General features: G+C 28.8%; 19 protein-coding genes. 17 read left to right on the forward strand and 2 right to left on the reverse strand.

Annotated features, from left to right (window positions below; all coding sequences use genetic code 11):
* The first annotated feature begins 41 nt into the window (after nucleotides 1-41).
* The 9 genes from L0U72_RS03370 to L0U72_RS03410 all read left to right on the forward strand — a co-directional run bounded on the left by L0U72_RS03370 (nucleotide 42) and on the right by L0U72_RS03410 (nucleotide 8,455).
* A complete protein-coding gene (locus L0U72_RS03370) occupies nucleotides 42-1,361 on the forward strand; it encodes a 4Fe-4S dicluster domain-containing protein (protein WP_233898414.1) in 1,320 nt (439 codons plus the stop codon).
* 60 nt (nucleotides 1,362-1,421) lie between these two features.
* On the forward strand, nucleotides 1,422-2,201 hold the full coding sequence (locus L0U72_RS03375; protein WP_101916929.1) for a (Fe-S)-binding protein: 780 nt from the start codon (nucleotides 1,422-1,424) through the stop codon (nucleotides 2,199-2,201).
* A 17-nt stretch (nucleotides 2,202-2,218) separates the two neighbouring features.
* Nucleotides 2,219-2,863, forward strand: a complete 645-nt coding sequence (locus L0U72_RS03380; protein ID WP_193706532.1) for an SPOR domain-containing protein — start codon at nucleotides 2,219-2,221, stop codon at nucleotides 2,861-2,863.
* Nucleotides 2,864-2,965: 102 nt separating this feature from the next.
* Nucleotides 2,966-3,871, forward strand: coding sequence for a 1,4-dihydroxy-2-naphthoate octaprenyltransferase (gene menA, locus L0U72_RS03385; RefSeq protein ID WP_241426923.1), 906 nt, complete (start codon nucleotides 2,966-2,968; stop codon nucleotides 3,869-3,871).
* A gap of 49 nt (nucleotides 3,872-3,920) precedes the next feature.
* Nucleotides 3,921-4,622 (forward strand): metal-dependent hydrolase, encoded by a 702-nt coding sequence (locus L0U72_RS03390; protein WP_233898415.1) that lies wholly within the window; start codon nucleotides 3,921-3,923, stop codon nucleotides 4,620-4,622.
* A gap of 16 nt (nucleotides 4,623-4,638) precedes the next feature.
* Entirely contained in the window at nucleotides 4,639-5,151 is a 513-nt protein-coding gene (locus L0U72_RS03395) for an SRPBCC family protein (RefSeq protein ID WP_193699860.1), read from the forward strand.
* 139 nt (nucleotides 5,152-5,290) lie between these two features.
* Nucleotides 5,291-6,367, forward strand: a complete 1,077-nt coding sequence (locus L0U72_RS03400; protein ID WP_233898416.1) for an o-succinylbenzoate synthase — start codon at nucleotides 5,291-5,293, stop codon at nucleotides 6,365-6,367.
* 71 nt (nucleotides 6,368-6,438) lie between these two features.
* On the forward strand, nucleotides 6,439-7,380 hold the full coding sequence (locus L0U72_RS03405) for a CPBP family intramembrane glutamic endopeptidase (protein ID WP_233898417.1): 942 nt from the start codon (nucleotides 6,439-6,441) through the stop codon (nucleotides 7,378-7,380).
* Complete coding sequence (locus L0U72_RS03410) at nucleotides 7,373-8,455, forward strand: AMP-binding protein (protein ID WP_233898418.1); 1,083 nt, start codon at nucleotides 7,373-7,375, stop codon at nucleotides 8,453-8,455. The genes L0U72_RS03405 and L0U72_RS03410 overlap by 8 nt, the downstream gene beginning before the upstream one ends.
* 375 nt (nucleotides 8,456-8,830) lie before the next feature.
* Here the strand turns inward: L0U72_RS03410 and L0U72_RS03415 are convergent, their stop codons facing one another.
* Nucleotides 8,831-9,283, reverse strand: a complete 453-nt coding sequence (locus L0U72_RS03415; protein WP_233860945.1) for a hypothetical protein — start codon at nucleotides 9,281-9,283, stop codon at nucleotides 8,831-8,833.
* Nucleotides 9,284-10,157: 874 nt separating this feature from the next.
* Between L0U72_RS03415 and L0U72_RS03420 the strand changes: the two genes are divergently transcribed.
* The 4 genes from L0U72_RS03420 (at nucleotide 10,158) to L0U72_RS03435 (ending at nucleotide 11,535) form a co-directional block, all read left to right on the forward strand.
* Nucleotides 10,158-10,556, forward strand: a complete 399-nt coding sequence (locus tag L0U72_RS03420) for a hypothetical protein (RefSeq protein ID WP_058885421.1) — start codon at nucleotides 10,158-10,160, stop codon at nucleotides 10,554-10,556.
* A gap of 68 nt (nucleotides 10,557-10,624) precedes the next feature.
* Complete coding sequence (locus L0U72_RS03425; protein ID WP_158508516.1) at nucleotides 10,625-10,795, forward strand: hypothetical protein; 171 nt, start codon at nucleotides 10,625-10,627, stop codon at nucleotides 10,793-10,795.
* Nucleotides 10,782-11,318 (forward strand): hypothetical protein, encoded by a 537-nt coding sequence (locus L0U72_RS03430; RefSeq protein WP_058885420.1) that lies wholly within the window; start codon nucleotides 10,782-10,784, stop codon nucleotides 11,316-11,318. Before L0U72_RS03425 ends, L0U72_RS03430 begins: the two co-directional genes overlap by 14 nt.
* Nucleotides 11,311-11,535, forward strand: a complete 225-nt coding sequence (locus L0U72_RS03435) for a hypothetical protein (RefSeq protein WP_058885419.1) — start codon at nucleotides 11,311-11,313, stop codon at nucleotides 11,533-11,535. Before L0U72_RS03430 ends, L0U72_RS03435 begins: the two co-directional genes overlap by 8 nt.
* Here L0U72_RS03435 and L0U72_RS03440 read toward each other — a convergent pair.
* A complete protein-coding gene (locus L0U72_RS03440; RefSeq protein ID WP_058885418.1) occupies nucleotides 11,532-11,915 on the reverse strand; it encodes a helix-turn-helix domain-containing protein in 384 nt (127 codons plus the stop codon). The two genes, L0U72_RS03435 and L0U72_RS03440, sit on opposite strands and share 4 nt — an antisense overlap.
* 262 nt (nucleotides 11,916-12,177) lie before the next feature.
* Between L0U72_RS03440 and L0U72_RS03445 the strand changes: the two genes are divergently transcribed.
* The 4 genes from L0U72_RS03445 to L0U72_RS03460 all read left to right on the forward strand — a co-directional run bounded on the left by L0U72_RS03445 (nucleotide 12,178) and on the right by L0U72_RS03460 (nucleotide 15,381).
* Nucleotides 12,178-12,426, forward strand: coding sequence for a hypothetical protein (locus tag L0U72_RS03445; protein WP_101955825.1), 249 nt, complete (start codon nucleotides 12,178-12,180; stop codon nucleotides 12,424-12,426).
* A 386-nt stretch (nucleotides 12,427-12,812) separates the two neighbouring features.
* Entirely contained in the window at nucleotides 12,813-13,100 is a 288-nt protein-coding gene (locus L0U72_RS03450) for a hypothetical protein (protein ID WP_058885416.1), read from the forward strand.
* 62 nt (nucleotides 13,101-13,162) lie between these two features.
* A complete protein-coding gene (locus tag L0U72_RS03455; protein ID WP_058885415.1) occupies nucleotides 13,163-15,061 on the forward strand; it encodes a hypothetical protein in 1,899 nt (632 codons plus the stop codon).
* A gap of 11 nt (nucleotides 15,062-15,072) precedes the next feature.
* Nucleotides 15,073-15,381: a hypothetical protein gene (locus L0U72_RS03460; RefSeq protein ID WP_058885414.1), complete on the forward strand. Its 309-nt coding sequence runs from the start codon at nucleotides 15,073-15,075 to the stop codon at nucleotides 15,379-15,381.

The raw sequence follows: 15,381 nt of genomic DNA on the forward strand, positions 1-15,381 counted from the left end.
CGCATCTACCAGAAATTACTAACATTAAAACAGCAAGAACGATGGAGAAATATTTACCAAACATAATTTTCGCAACTATTTTAATCGCAGGGATTGGATATTTTGTATTAAATGTTCGAAAATTAGTTCGAAATATTAAGCTAGGAAAAGATATTGATAGAACTGACCGAAAACCTGAGCGTTGGAAAAATATGGCAAAAATAGCCTTAGGACAATATAAAATGGTGCGTCGTCCTGTTTCTGGAATTCTACATGTAGTAGTGTATGTAGGGTTTATTTTGATAAATATCGAAATGTTAGAAATTGTTATTGATGGATTATTAGGAACGCATCGTGTTTTTCAGCCAATTTTAGGCGATGCTATCTATGGATTTTTAATCGGTAATTTCGAAATTTTAGCCGTGCTTGTTTTTGTTGCAGTTACTATTTTCTGGTTTAGACGAAATATCGAAAAAGTAAAGCGTTTCTGGAGTAAAGAAATGACTGGTTGGCCAAAAAATGATGGAAATATTATTCTATATTTTGAAATGGTTTTAATGTCGTTATTTTTGATAATGAACGCCACTGATGTTGCCTTTCAAGAAGCAGGAGCAGGAAATGTAATTTCTCAATTTATTGCCCCTTGGTTCAATGGTTTTTCAGTAGAAAGTTTACATCTTATAGAAAAAACAACTTGGTGGGTACATATTATAGGTATTTTAATTTTCTTGAATTATTTATATTATTCAAAACATTTACATATTTTATTAGCATTTCCAAATACCTTTTTTGCGAACTTAAAACCAAAAGGACAACTTACAAATTTAGCTTCTGTAACCAAAGAAGTTAAAATGATGCTAGATCCTGATGCCGACCCGTACGCAATGCCAGAAGAAGGAACGGAAGACGAAGTACCTGAAAAATTTGGTGCTTCTGATGTTACCGATTTAAATTGGGTGCAACTAATGAATGCTTATACCTGTACCGAATGTGGACGTTGTACTTCGTCGTGTCCTGCAAATTTAACGGGTAAAGAATTATCGCCTCGTAAAATTATGATGGATACCAGAGATCGTTTGGAAGAGGTAGGGAAAAATATCGACCAAAATAACGGTGTTTTTAAAGATGATGGAAAACAACTGTTAAATGATTACATTTCTCCAGAAGAATTATGGGCGTGTACAAGTTGTAATGCCTGTGTGCAAGAATGTCCAATAGGAATTGATCCGTTGTCTATTATTATGGAGATGCGTCGTTATTTGGTGATGGAAGAATCGGCAGCTCCTCAGGAATTAAATGCTATGATGTCAAATATTGAAAATAATGGAGCACCTTGGCAATATAGTCAGCAAGATAGACTTAACTGGAAAGATGAAGCATAAAGCTTTTTTAAGCTCTCAATAATAAAAATTTAGAAATAACAACGCTTAAAACATAAAACGATGAACGTACCAACAATGGCAGAAATGATGGCTCAGGGAAAACAACCAGAAGTGTTGTTTTGGGTAGGAGCAGCAGGAAGTTATGATGATAGAGCTAAAAAAATAACCAAATCATTTGTAAAAATATTACATAAAGCAGACGTGAATTTTGCGGTGTTAGGTACGGAAGAAAGTTCAACTGGAGATGCCGCAAAACGTGCAGGAAATGAATTTTTGTTTCAAATGCAAGCAATGATGAATATTGAAGTCTTAAACGGATATCAGGTAAAAACAATCGTAACCTGCGATCCACATTCATTTAATACTTTAAAAAATGAATATCCAGAATTAGGCGGTAAATATGAAGTGTATCATCATACTCAATTTATTAGTAAATTAATAAAAGAAGGACGTTTATCGATTGATAATACGACTTTAAAAGGAAAACGATTAACGTATCATGATCCTTGTTATTTAGGACGTGCAAACGAAATATACGAAACACCACGGGAATTATTACGTAATTTAGGCGTGAAAATGACCGAAATGAAACGTCATAAATCAACGGCTTTATGTTGCGGTGCAGGAGGAGCACAAATGTTTAAAGATGCTGAAAAAGGTGATAAGGAAATTAATATCTTACGTACCGAAGATGCGTTAGAAACCGATCCTCAAATTATAGCAACAGGTTGCCCATATTGTAATACTATGATGACGGATGGTGTGAAATTTAAACTTAAAGAAGACCAAATCGTGGTGAAAGATATTGCAGAACTAATTGCGAGTGCCAATAATTTATAGATTTTAAATCCAAAGAAATGCCATTAATAGACGACGATGAGTTTATTAAAATTTGTGATGAATTAGAAAGATTAAAGCAAAAAGAAAAAGACCTGGAAAAAGGGTATATCGATTTAAAGTTAGAGAATACCAAAATCAGTAGTCATAAAAAATATCGAGTTTTACTTATTTTTGCATTAATAGCCCTAGTTTTATTTTTGATTGTAACGATGTATAATAAACATCATAAATTTACAATCATTAAGCAGCAAAAAATATCCTTAGAAAAATTAATCGATAGCATTAATAATGTCACAAAAATAAAAGAAACATCAAGGTTAAAAAAAGAGAAAACTGTTGCTCTTTTAGCAAAAAATAAAATTGTTTTTACAGTTCAAATTGGCGTTTTTGAAAACCTTAAAATGTCCGAAGAAAACCTAAGACAAGAAGGAGGGATCCGAAAAATGCCTAATAATTTAGGTGAAAAAACAGAAAAATATATTGCAGGTGCTTTTTCTACTTATGAAAATGCCCGAATATTTAGAGATGAAGTAAAAAAAATAGGTATAAAAGATGGATTTGTAGTAGCATTGCGTAACGGAAAAAAAATCCCGATTAGTACTGCTGTAAAATTATCAAATTTAGATTCTTTGGATACTTCAGATCAATTAAGTATTGAATAATTAAGAGCATAAAAGAATAATTAAGAAATTTATAGCTTAAAAAAGGAAGGATGTACTCTTTCCTTTTTTATGTTTCAAATTATTTTGGATTAAAGAATAACTATGAAAAATTATATAAAAGCTGCACGTTTACGCACCTTACCATTATCGATATCAGGAATTATTGTGGGAGCATCGCTTGGAATTAAAGATAGTGTACCTACATTTTATTTTTGGGAAAGTACTATTTTTTGGTTGGCAATTTTAACGACTATTGGTTTTCAAGTTTTGTCAAATTTTGCAAATGATTATGGCGATGGTATCAAAGGAACCGACGATAATAGAGAAGGAGAAGCTCGCATGGTTTCATCAGGAATGATTACGCCAAAGCAAATGAAAATGGCAATGATAATAACCGCAATTATCACATTATTACTTGCTTTATTATTGATTTTCACTTCTTTTGGGAAAGATAATTTTTTGTTTTCAGCACTATTTTTAGGATTAGGAATTGCGTCAATTGTGGCAGCGATTAAATATACGGTTGGTAAATCGGCATACGGTTACAGTGGTTTTGGTGATGTTTTTGTATTTCTTTTCTTCGGATTATTAGCAGTCGTGGGAACCTATTTTCTATACACAAAGCAAGTAAATTTTGGTATCTTTTTACCAGCCATTAGCATTGGATTATTAAGTACTGCCGTGCTAAATTTAAACAATATGCGCGATAGAATAAATGATAAAAAAGTAGGTAAAAATACCTTAGTCGTTAAAAATGGTGCAAAATTCGCTAAAAAATATCATTATACATTATTGATAATTTCTTTTATAACGGCGATGATGTATGTACTAATTAATTATCAAAAACCAGTACAATTCTTATTTATATTGGCGTATTTACCAATTATAAAACACGTATTTTTTGTGTATAAAAACAAAGAAGAACCGTTATTAGATGGTGAATTAAAAAAAGTAGCGTTAAGTACTTTTTTATTTTCAATATTATTTGCACTAGGATATCTTTTTTAAAATAAGGAATAAATAAAATATAAAATTAATACAAAATAGTATTTAAATAATGAACATTACATTTTACGGTCATGCTTGTTTTGGCATCGAAATTAACGGAATATATTTATTAGTAGATCCATTTATCACAGGAAATTCACTGGCATCAAATATTGTAATTGCCGATATTAAAGCCGATTATATTTTGCTAACACACGCACATCAAGACCATGTTTTAGATGTTGAACTTTTTGCAGAACAAACAGGCGCAACCATTATATCTAATTTTGAAATAGCACAATATTATGGCGCTAAAAATTTAAAAACCGCCGCAGTAAATCATGGAGGAACTTTTAAAACTGCTACTTTTTCGGCTAAATATGTAAATGCAATTCACACTTCTTCATTTGCTGATGGAACTTACGGAGGGCAACCAGGCGGATTTATAATTTCATCCGAAGAAAAAGTATTATATATTGCTGGAGATACTGCCGTTACTATGGATATGAAATTAATTCCGATGACCACAAAAGTAACTACGGTAATTTTTCCGATTGGCGATACTTTTACCATGGGCGTTGAGGACGCAATTTTAGCCAGTAATTTAGTGGAATGTGATACGGTAATTGGTTGTCATTTCAACACATTTCCGCCTATTGAAATTGATACACATCAAGCAAAAGAAAAATTTACAGAAGCCAAGAAAGAATTGATTATTTTAGAAATAGGAGCTTCGATTAATATCGCTGAAATTAGTAAAAACAAGCACTAAAAAACAAGAAGTTAGTATGAAATCAGTAAAAATAATTTTAGGAATTGTAACGGCTTTTGTCCTTGTTTTTTTCATAACAGGAATCGTTGTAACAGAGGTTAAATATAGTACTGAAATTGAAATTAATAAACCTGTAACCGAGGTTTTTGAAAATTTCACCAATCCAGATTTGATGAAAAAATGGTTGCCAGATATCAAATCAATTGAGCCAATAATGCAGAAAAAAGCTGTTGTAGGAAGTACTTATACAATGATTATCGAAAATAATGGGCAAGAAGTGACCATGATTCAAAAAATCACGGAGTACGTTCCGAATCAAAAAATAACATTTGAGTATCATTCAAACGAAATGCTTAAAAAAGAGGCGTATAATTTCAATGCTAACGGAGCAAAAACTACGATTATCCAAAATAGTAGTGTCAATAGTAAATCGTACATGACAGCGTGTTTGTATCCTTATTTTAAAGGAACATTTAAAGCGTTAAATAGGAGATATTTACAACAATTAAAAGAACTTGCAGAAAAATAATTTTTTGGGCGTTCGAGCGGGCTTTCCATTACAATCTTTTGTTTCGTCCCTCACAAAAGGATTTTCATTGCAATCCCTAACGCAAAACCAACTTACATTCTAAAAAACACGTGACTAAAATCTTCTTAAAATAAGCAAAATGATACAAGCAACTTATCATCAGTATTTATTGAATTTTAAACAAGCAAGCGGTACATCTCGAGGTATTTTACGCACTAAAGAAACGTGGTTTATCATCTTAAAGAAAGACGGAAAAACAGGCGTGGGAGAATGCGGTTTATTTAGAGGATTAAGTATTGATGATACGCCAGATTATCAAGAAAAACTACAATGGTTTTGTGAAAATATCAATCTAGGTTTAGAGGTTTTATTAGCTAAAGCGATTCACTTTCCATCGATTCAATTTGGTTTAGAACAGGCTTTTTTATCTTTGAAATCTGAACTGAAATCTGAACTGAAATCTGAACTGAAATCTGAAAATAAATTTGAATTATTTCCTTCGGATTTTACAAAAGGGACACAAGATATTCCCATAAATGGCTTAGTTTGGATGGGCGATAAATCGTTTATGCAACAACAAATTAAAGATAAATTACAGCAAGGTTTTACCACGATAAAAATGAAAATCGGTGCGATTGATTTTGATACAGAACTCAATTTATTAAAAGCAATTCGCAAGGAATTTTCATCTAAAGAAATAACGCTACGAGTCGATGCAAATGGAAGTTTTACTCCTAAAGATGCTTTACAAAAATTACAACGATTATCGGAATTAAACATACATTCTATCGAGCAACCAATACAGCAAGGACAATGGCAAGAAATGGCGAATTTGTGTGAAAAAACGCCTTTGCCAATCGCTTTAGACGAAGAATTGATAGGTGTTTTTACATCCGAAGAAAAAGAAAAATGTATCGAAACAATTAAACCGCAATACATTATTTTAAAACCAAGTTTAATTGGCGGATTTCAAGGAAGTAAACAATGGATTTCAATCGCTAAAAAATACGATGCCGATAATTGGATAACATCAGCATTAGAAAGTAATATTGGTTTAAATGCCATTGCACAATTCACAAAAATACTCGAAAACCCACTGCCTCAAGGCTTAGGAACGGGTGGTTTATTTACCAATAATTTTGAAAGTCCGTTAGAAGTTATTAATGGAAATTTACATTATAATATCAAGAAAAAATGGGCGTTTAATTTAGAATAATCTTATTTTAAACTTTTCTAAGCGTACATTATTTTAAAGAAATGAACAAATATTGAACAAATATTGAGCAAATGAATTTTATACAGCAAGCATACAAAGGAAAAAATGATTGGTTTTATTATTTAGCAAGTATTTTTTTAGTCATATTTGGTTGGCAATTTATAGGAATTATGCCTTTGGCATTAGTTGCAGCTTTACATTCTAAAGATTTTGATGCGTTTTCTAAGGCAGCCAATGAAAGTTTTATGAGTTTAGGAATTAATAAAAATTTATTTTTATTTCTGATGATATTAATGTTTGCTATCGGGTTACTATTTTTATTTTTGGCGGTAAAATTCATTCATAAAAGAGCGATAAAAACCATCATAACAAGCCGAAAAACCATTGATTGGAGTAGGTTTTGGTTCGGTTTTATGACTTGGGGAATTTTAGCGGTAAGCATCACTTTTTTAGGTATTTTTTTAACACCAGAAAATTATACATGGAATTTTAAACCTGTTCCTTTTTTTACATTAGTAGCCGTTTCTTTTTTATTTTTACCTTTACAAACTAGTTTTGAAGAGTTGTTATTTAGAGGTTATTTTATGCAAGGTTTAGGCGTTTGGTTTAAAAATAGATGGTTGCCTTTAATCATAACTTCGGTGGCTTTTGGGTTGTTACACGGTGCAAATCCTGAGGTTGAAAAAATTGGTTATATTTCGATGGTGTTTTATATTGGTACAGGATTTTTCTTCGGAATTACCACTTTAATGGACGAAGGAACGGAATTAGCGTTAGGATTACATGCGGTAAATAATATTGTCGCCGCATTTTTAGTAACCACCAATTGGACGGTTTTTCAAACAGATGCTTTATTTGTTGATATTTCAGAACCTTCTATTGGAATCGAAATGTTTTTACCTGTTTTGGTATTGTATCCTTTGCTATTATTCTTGTTTTCTAAAAAATACAGTTGGAAAAATTGGCAAGAAAAATTATTTGGACAGATAGAAAAACCAATCAACATTGAATAAACAACCTTTTCATAATAGTTTTAAATTAAACGGAATTTCTTTTTCATCCGAAGAAAAATTACTTGTTTTTGCTGATAAAATATCAAAATCTACACATACTTTTTTAAGTGATTGGTTCAATGAAAACGATTTTGTAATCGTACAAACTTCGGGCTCTACGGGCAAACCAAAACCGATAAAGTTGCAAAAAGAGTTTATGAAAAACTCTGCTTTGGCTACTGGAAAATTTTTCAATGTATCAGAAAATACCACAGCGTTATTATGTTTATCTACGGATTATATTGCGGGTAAAATGATGTTGGTTCGTGGGTTAATATTAGGTTGGCAATTGGATATTGTAAAACCAGATTCTAATCCGTTAAAAAATATAAAAAACGCTGAAAAACACTATGATTTTTCCGCAATGGTTCCTTTGCAATTACGAAATTCATTGTCTGAATTACATAAAATAGATAAATTAATTGTCGGTGGAGGTGTGGTTTCAAATGATTTAATAAAAGCTATTCAAAATATTCCAACCAATATATTTGCTACTTATGGAATGACTGAAACAATTACACATATTGCCGTTAAAAAACTCAATAATTTTAAGAGTCATCAACTTGTTTCAGATGCGAATTATACTATTTTATCAAACGTAAAAATAACTACTGACACTAGAAATTGTTTAGTTATTGAAGCACCAAAAGTATCCGAAGAAAAAATAATAACTAATGATATTGTAAAGTTGATTTCTGCGACTAAATTTGAGTGGTTAGGACGTTTTGATAATGTTATTAATTCTGGAGGCGTAAAATTACATCCCGAAAAAATAGAAGAAAAATTATCAGAAATAATAACATCTCGTTTTTTTGTTATCGGAATTTCTGATGCTATTTTAGGCGAAAAATTAATCTTAATTATTGAAAATAAAATTTCATCCGAAGAAGAAAAAACCTTAAAAAAAGCCGTTGAAAACTTAAAAACATTATCAAAATTCGAAGTTCCGAAAGAAATTTATTTTATTGATAATTTTATAGAAACAGAAACAAATAAAATTCAACGAAAAAAAACTTGGAATTTAATTTTAGTATAACCTCTTATTTAAAAAACAAAAATCCTAATTTATTAAATTAGGGTTTTTGTTTTCTGATATTATTCAATAACTTCAATAAAAATATCGTTTTCTGTATTATTAGAATTTAATTCGTTAATTAATGCTTTAGAAACTGACACTAATTGCCCTATGTGATTTTTATAAATAGCATGAGGATACCTTTTAATATTGTAAACCTTTTCCTTCAAATTGAAAAATCGCCCATTTTCCTTCTAATAGCTTATTAGATATAGTTGTTAAAAGCATCACAGTGAATTCTTAATCTGCTGTTTTAGGTACAAAATTATTATTACTACAAGTAGAAATAAGTAGTGAAAAAATAAGTTTGATAAATAGGAATTTTTTATTCATTATTTAAATTGTTTTTACGCTAGTTTTTTTGAAAAAAAACTTGGTCATTTTATTATACATTTTCATTTCTCCTATTAGTTTAGTATCAATTAATTTAAATGTAAAATCGTTCATGTAAATAGAAGGATTAAATTCAGCTTTAGTAAATATAGTATCAGGGTTGTAATCAATTTTGATTTCATTTTGTTCTGATAACACCCATTTAAAATACCCTATTTCAAAAATTTCTATTTCATTACATCCAGAAATATATCTTTCAGAAACAACTACTTTTTCTTTAAAAAAGGTAAGTATTAAATAAATTTCTTTACCAGCACAACGACTAGGTCTATTTGTTTCTTCACACATAGAACCAACTTTTGATATAAAAGTGTTATTTTCAAGGTGTTTTTTATCTTCTTGGGCTTTAAGTATAAGAGACCAAAACATAAAACTTATAACAATAACTATTTTCATTTTTTATCTCTATTTTATTAAAAAATTGAATTAAGGCATATAGATTAGTTTATAAATTATGCAAAGCGATGTAACTTATTTACAAACCTAAGTAGGAGATAAGTAATTCATAGTAATATTTCTTTCACAGATAAGTCAAATGTAATGAAAAAATTAGTAGAAGTGAAAAAAGTGTTTTTTGTGATATATGTTATTCTAGGTTAAAATTTATTTGTTCGGAATTTAAGTAAAAACAGATAAGAACCAATAAATATGGAAAATAAAACCTCCTATTAAATAGGAGGTTTGTCTTGTATTTACAATGCTTTCAGGCTATTACATAACCATGCTGTGGTATACATTTTGAACATCTCTAATACTGTTTAAAGCCTTTTAATTATAGGTTTTTTTTGTTTTTAATGTATTATTTGTTCTTTATTTGTTCTTTAATAGTGTTTTTTTAGCATTTTTTATATCTAAAAAGATGTTAGAATAATCTTTTTTCTAAATTTTTTTGACCTGTTTTAAAACCATATTTTTTTCCTCAAAAAAATAAGATTAACTAAGGTTGTAGCTATTAATAAAATAATATTTGTTTCAGTTTTTTTATCTTCATAAAGATATGAATATTATAATTACAATCAAATTTACTTAAAAATAAAAATCCAAATGTTAAGTAAATGTTAACGAAATTAGGGTTATCCCTAATTCAAATTAGGGTTATCCCTAATTCGAATTAGGGGTATTGGGTATTGACTGTTAATTAAAAAGGTTGTTAATTTGCGGAAAAAATTATTTCAGGATAACTAACAGTTAGCTTAACATAGCTTACAAAGCCTTAAATTTTTACTTTTACTTTAGTTTTTTTTAAATTTAAAACAAAAAACATTAAAAAATGGTGCTATTAAAAGAAGAAGAAATTATTACTGAATCAGCAGATAACCAAATAATATTAACTAACAAAAGAGTTCGTTATTATTATAATTCAAAAAAAACAGATTATACTTCAATTCTTCTAAATAGAATTAGTTCTATTGAAGTAGTGAAAACTCAAAAAAATATATTATATCTATATATTGGTATTTTTATGATTTTAGCTGATATTAGATTTAAGATAGGGCTATTAGCTCTTTTAGGAATAGTTTTAATAGGTTTATTTGTAACATCATCTAAACATGTAGTTTCTATTACCCCTAATGGAGGTAAACCTATAATATTTTCAACTAAAGGCTTCAAAAATGAATTTATTAATGATTTTGTAAATAAAGTAGAAAAAGCATCTAGCTTAACATAGCTTACAAAGCCTTAAATTTTTACTTTTATTTTAGCTTTTTTTTAATATTAATTTAAAACAAGGCAATTATGAAAAAATTACAAGTAGTAGCATTAGCAATATTCAGTACATTTATTTTAACCAGCTGTACAGATGATACTGAATATCTTTTAGAAAAAGAAGATAAAGCAAATGTTCAAGAAAGTCAAATAGGGTTTATAGATAAAGATGAAGTTGAAAGTCCAGATGATAGAAAATAGAAAAGCATTAATTATAATAACTGGAGCAATTACAATTTTATCTGTAATTGCTCCATATATTCATATTTTTTTAGATAAAACAGATCAAATAAAAATTTTTGGTTTTAGAAATATAAGAACTTTTTTATATGTATTAGGACTACCTATATCTTTATTTTCTTGTGCTGTATTTCTTTTATACTCTACAAAATTTATGAATGAAACTTCTCCTAAAAAATATTTCAAAAAAATAAGTTTTCTTTTTTTATGGAGTTCGTTTTTTCAATTTATATGGATTTTTTGGGATAAACAAGATCTCCCTAAAGTTACTTATTACATAATAATATTACTTATCAGTTTTTTTACAACTTATTATTTTAAAAAAGCAATAGGATTAAGAAAAGAAACTCTTATAAAGCTTCAAAACATAGTTAATTCATTGTCTCGGTTCAGTATTATAACAGTAAAAAAACATATACCTAAAGAGAATCAAGAAGGGTATAAAAAGGATTTAATTAACGCATTAAAAGAAGGTAATGAATAACTCTAAACAAGAAGAATTAGAAAATCTTAAAGATTTTTATAAAGATTTTTTTCCTGATGACGTAAAAGAATCTTTAAATCATTTAATAGATGAAGAAATTGGACAACAGAAAGAAATTATTAAAGAATATAAAAAAGAAATTTTAGGTAGTAATATTTCTGCAAAAATTTATTTTTCAGATTTAGAAAACCTTATTACTAGAAAATTAGCTTATTAATCTTTTGATGTTAATTTTAACGGATCTATAGAGCCATCATCATTTTTTATTTCTTTTATTAAACCTAAAGCTTCCATAACAAAAGTGTTGTAAAAAACACTTTTCTTTTTTAATTCGTCTATATTTTTTGCAGCGAATAAAGCTATTTCATCTAGAGTTACAATTTCTTTTTTAGAAACATCCATAAAAATCTCTTCCTTCCCTACTCCATACTTCTCAAAAACAACACGAAATAATGCGGATTTTGATTTAGGTATTTTTTGACCTGCTTCGTAGTTTTGTATAGTTCTCCAAGAAACACCAAGTAAATCAGCTAAAGATTCTTGAGTTATTTTATTTTTTTTACGAAATTCTTTTATATCTAAGTTATTTATATCCAATGCTTTATGATTTTTTTTACGAAATAATGCGTGTAAAGTTTTAAAAACACGCAGAAAGTGTGTAATTTAGCTCTATCAATAAAACAAATATAGCAATTAACTTGTTATAAATAGGGCTAACAGTACAATTGATAATACAGTACAATATAATAAACACTTATGAAAGTTTGAATACTTGTATAAGTAAATTTTTTTCAATTGTTATTTCTAGTCCATTTACGCAAAAAAAGCGCAAAAAAGCACAAATAATTAAAGCAGTAATATGGAAGCTATAAAACCTTTAAATGTATCTGGTAAAATATTCTGTCAAATGGTAGGGCTTACCTATAATGGACAAATATTACAAGGGTTAAGAGACTTAAATTTAGTTACTTTTTTCAAAATTGGTAAAAAATATATGTACCCTTTTGAAGAAACAAAACTAATTTCTGATATGTTGAGAGATGGCAAAATATCAATAAAAACTAACGGAGGTTACTATATAACCTTAACCGATAGTAAGACAGGATAAAAACAAAGCAAAAATTAACCATTAGGTTATAGCTTCAAACAATACCAGTAGGATAGGCTAACACCTGTTTTAGAATAAATAGTACGATTACCAATAAAGCTTATAAATGTCGGAAATTATATAGCTTTAAGATAAAACCAGTAGGATAGGCTAACACCTATTTTAAAGTAGCTCACAACCTATTTCATTTATACACCGACATGTATTAAATTAAATTTAAAGTTGTGGGTTATTTTTTTAAAAGATCATTAACATTTTGGCAGATTTAGAAAGTCTTATAATTAATTGAGCTTTCAGATTTTTAAAAAGGAATTAGGTCTCCTTTTTATTTTTTTGAAAGCAAACCAAAAGTAAGACTTTCTTTTCTGTTATTAAACATTTTAACAATGAACAAAACGCAAAAAAAAGCAATTAAAGCGCAAAACAGAATTGAAGTATTTTTTTCAGAAAAGCTACAAGTTTTTTATGTAAAAGGAAAAAGAAACCATGAGCCAACACAAAAATTTAAGGCATTAATTACTTGTGAGCATGCTTTTTTTAATGAGTTTTTAACCTTTTTAGAACAGTTTAAATCTTCTAAAGAGTTAAAAACGTATAAGTTTTTAGAGCTTAAAGACAAATTAAATGATTTTCTAATCAATAACGCTGCGAACTTGAAAAATACAGCAGCGTAAAAATAAAAGTGATTAGAAACTGGAACTTCTAATCACTTTTTAAATTAAAAAAATCAAAACGGATGAACAAATTTACAAATAAACCCGCAAATAAAACGCAAAATCGCAAAATAATACTTAGCACTATTGGTCTTTATAACCAATCTGTTAAAGATGCTTTGCGTAAACGTAAAATTTCTGTTATTGAACAGCACGCCATCAAAAACTTTATGGATGGAGCTTATAGAAATAAATTAACAGATGCTCAATATAATGAAGCCGTAGAACAGTTTAATAAAAGCGGTTTATTACTTCTTAAAAAAGGAGCAGAAGAAGAGAAATTTCAAGAAGCAAATTTACCACAGTATTCATATATCAATTATCCATATTTAGACCGTGAAGCGTTTAAAAACACAATGGATAATTACAGGCAATACGTATATAAATACAATGTAAAAACGGAATTAGAAAACGAAGAGATAAGAAAATACAACAGTACTATTGTAGAACACCCTTTTCAGCTTACAGAAGCAAAAAAAGCACGTAAAGCCGCCTTTGAAAAAGCAAATAAAAAAGAATTTCCAAGAAAATACAATGAACTTGTTATTGAAGAGAATAAAAAAGGTGCAATAGTTTCAAAAAGAAAAATTCAAACTATAAAACCATTTAGTGAAATGATTTTTCAAGTTTTAGTTGGGTTTTATACGTCTCAATTAAAAGTTCGTAATGCTTATTTATTGCAGATGAAAAAACCAACAAGCACTTTAAAAAAATCTTTACCAAAATTAAAGATAGATCATAGGAAATTAGCGACTCATGAAATAGCAGATATACCAAGATTAGGTATTTGCAAAAGATCGGCGCAAATCCATGTAAAAAGACTTAGAGAAGCAGGTGTTTTAATCAATTATAAAATGATTAATCAAAATAAGCCTATTTCTGTAAATTTTAATTACGAAATAATCGAAATTTTAGACGGAAAAACCCCAAAACAGCAATTACCTGAAAATAAATCGTTTACCCCTCTAAGTTTGCAAAACCTACCTGATAATAGTGATACTACTAGAACTAAAAACTTAAAAGAAAAAGAAATAAAAGGCTGTGCAAATAGCACAACCTTGAATGAATCCGGTTCGATGCTGGCAAATCAGTACGAAAGTAATACCGCGTCTCCTGCGGAGGGCTACAAGAACACCAGTCGGATAAGTAACAAAACTGAAATCCGAATAGAGGGTGGAGAGAAAATAAACTTGCCCGATTTTTTAAATAAACCAGTGGCAAAAAAGAAAACCGATTTATTAAGCATTAATTTTTTAAATAGGCTAGAAAATGAAAAAGATTTTTCCGCAAAATTAGCCAATGGCGAATTTGACAATTACAGAGGTATGCGCTATGATTATTTACAAAAAATAGAGCAATATGGGCTTTTATCTACTGATGAATTTAAGCAAGTTGTAATCGAAGATTTTATAAAATCGTCTGCGAAAATTTGGAAAAAACACAGTGTTTACGTGGGAGAATGGAAGAAAACAATCAATCTTCTAAAAACGCAATTATTTAAAAATCTTACACACAAAAGTACTGTTATAAAAAAATTAAAAGAATTGCGTTGGAAATTAGAATTTGCAAGAACATGGTTTTTGAAAAAAGAAGATGTAAACGCATTATTTCCATTTTCTTATTTCGATAAAACTCGTACAAACTCTAATGAATTAGGCTTTTATGGGCTTCATTCTATTTGGAAAAGTCATTTAAAGTACCAGGAGAAAAAAGCGAAAAATGATAAAGAATTAGCGCAAAATTCAAGCGCAAGAAAACGCAAATTATCAACACAAAAGAAACTTACTAGGGCAATTAGTAAATATGATTTAGGTCAATTCACTTATAAACAGCTTTTTAGTTATGTACAGGATAATTTGCCACATGATTACTTGATTTTATTACCAGCTTTAATTAAAACCGAAAACACAAACTTAGCCTAAAACCTAAAAAAATGAGTAAAGAAAATATAACAACAAAATGTAGTTGTGGAGCTAATAATAAAATTACGTGTCCAAATTGTAGCGAATTAAAAATGGTTATTCTATTAAAAAATGGATTTAGTCATTTAAAATTAGTGTCAGGCACTAGAAAAATAAATCCTGTATGGTATAACCACCTTTCTAAGAATAAAAAATCCCACAGTATTTTATACAATGCCATGTATAGGCGTTTCCAAGCATCAGAATATGCAAATACAGCCAATAGAATCAATTTTTACAGCAATACAACTGGAAAATTAGTAATCAGTATAAAAGTTTAA

The organism is Tenacibaculum piscium, from assembly GCF_021390755.1.
In the GTDB taxonomy this organism is placed as follows: domain Bacteria; phylum Bacteroidota; class Bacteroidia; order Flavobacteriales; family Flavobacteriaceae; genus Polaribacter; species Polaribacter piscius.

Bases quoted from the DNA above. Each gene is read 5' to 3' on its own strand.
- L0U72_RS03370 (WP_233898414.1), top strand. From the start codon at position 42: ATGGAGAAATATTTACCAAACATAATTTTCGCAACTATTTTAATCGCA.
- L0U72_RS03375 (WP_101916929.1), top strand. From the start codon at position 1,422: ATGAACGTACCAACAATGGCAGAAATGATGGCTCAGGGAAAACAACCA.
- L0U72_RS03380 (WP_193706532.1), top strand. From the start codon at position 2,219: ATGCCATTAATAGACGACGATGAGTTTATTAAAATTTGTGATGAATTA.
- menA (WP_241426923.1), top strand. From the start codon at position 2,966: ATGAAAAATTATATAAAAGCTGCACGTTTACGCACCTTACCATTATCG.
- L0U72_RS03390 (WP_233898415.1), top strand. From the start codon at position 3,921: ATGAACATTACATTTTACGGTCATGCTTGTTTTGGCATCGAAATTAAC.
- L0U72_RS03395 (WP_193699860.1), top strand. From the start codon at position 4,639: ATGAAATCAGTAAAAATAATTTTAGGAATTGTAACGGCTTTTGTCCTT.
- L0U72_RS03400 (WP_233898416.1), top strand. From the start codon at position 5,291: ATGATACAAGCAACTTATCATCAGTATTTATTGAATTTTAAACAAGCA.
- L0U72_RS03405 (WP_233898417.1), top strand. From the start codon at position 6,439: ATGAATTTTATACAGCAAGCATACAAAGGAAAAAATGATTGGTTTTAT.
- L0U72_RS03415 (WP_233860945.1), bottom strand. From the start codon at position 9,283: ATGAAAATAGTTATTGTTATAAGTTTTATGTTTTGGTCTCTTATACTT.
- L0U72_RS03420 (WP_058885421.1), top strand. From the start codon at position 10,158: ATGGTGCTATTAAAAGAAGAAGAAATTATTACTGAATCAGCAGATAAC.
- L0U72_RS03425 (WP_158508516.1), top strand. From the start codon at position 10,625: ATGAAAAAATTACAAGTAGTAGCATTAGCAATATTCAGTACATTTATT.
- L0U72_RS03430 (WP_058885420.1), top strand. From the start codon at position 10,782: ATGATAGAAAATAGAAAAGCATTAATTATAATAACTGGAGCAATTACA.
- L0U72_RS03435 (WP_058885419.1), top strand. From the start codon at position 11,311: ATGAATAACTCTAAACAAGAAGAATTAGAAAATCTTAAAGATTTTTAT.
- L0U72_RS03445 (WP_101955825.1), top strand. From the start codon at position 12,178: ATGGAAGCTATAAAACCTTTAAATGTATCTGGTAAAATATTCTGTCAA.
- L0U72_RS03450 (WP_058885416.1), top strand. From the start codon at position 12,813: ATGAACAAAACGCAAAAAAAAGCAATTAAAGCGCAAAACAGAATTGAA.
- L0U72_RS03455 (WP_058885415.1), top strand. From the start codon at position 13,163: ATGAACAAATTTACAAATAAACCCGCAAATAAAACGCAAAATCGCAAA.
- L0U72_RS03460 (WP_058885414.1), top strand. From the start codon at position 15,073: ATGAGTAAAGAAAATATAACAACAAAATGTAGTTGTGGAGCTAATAAT.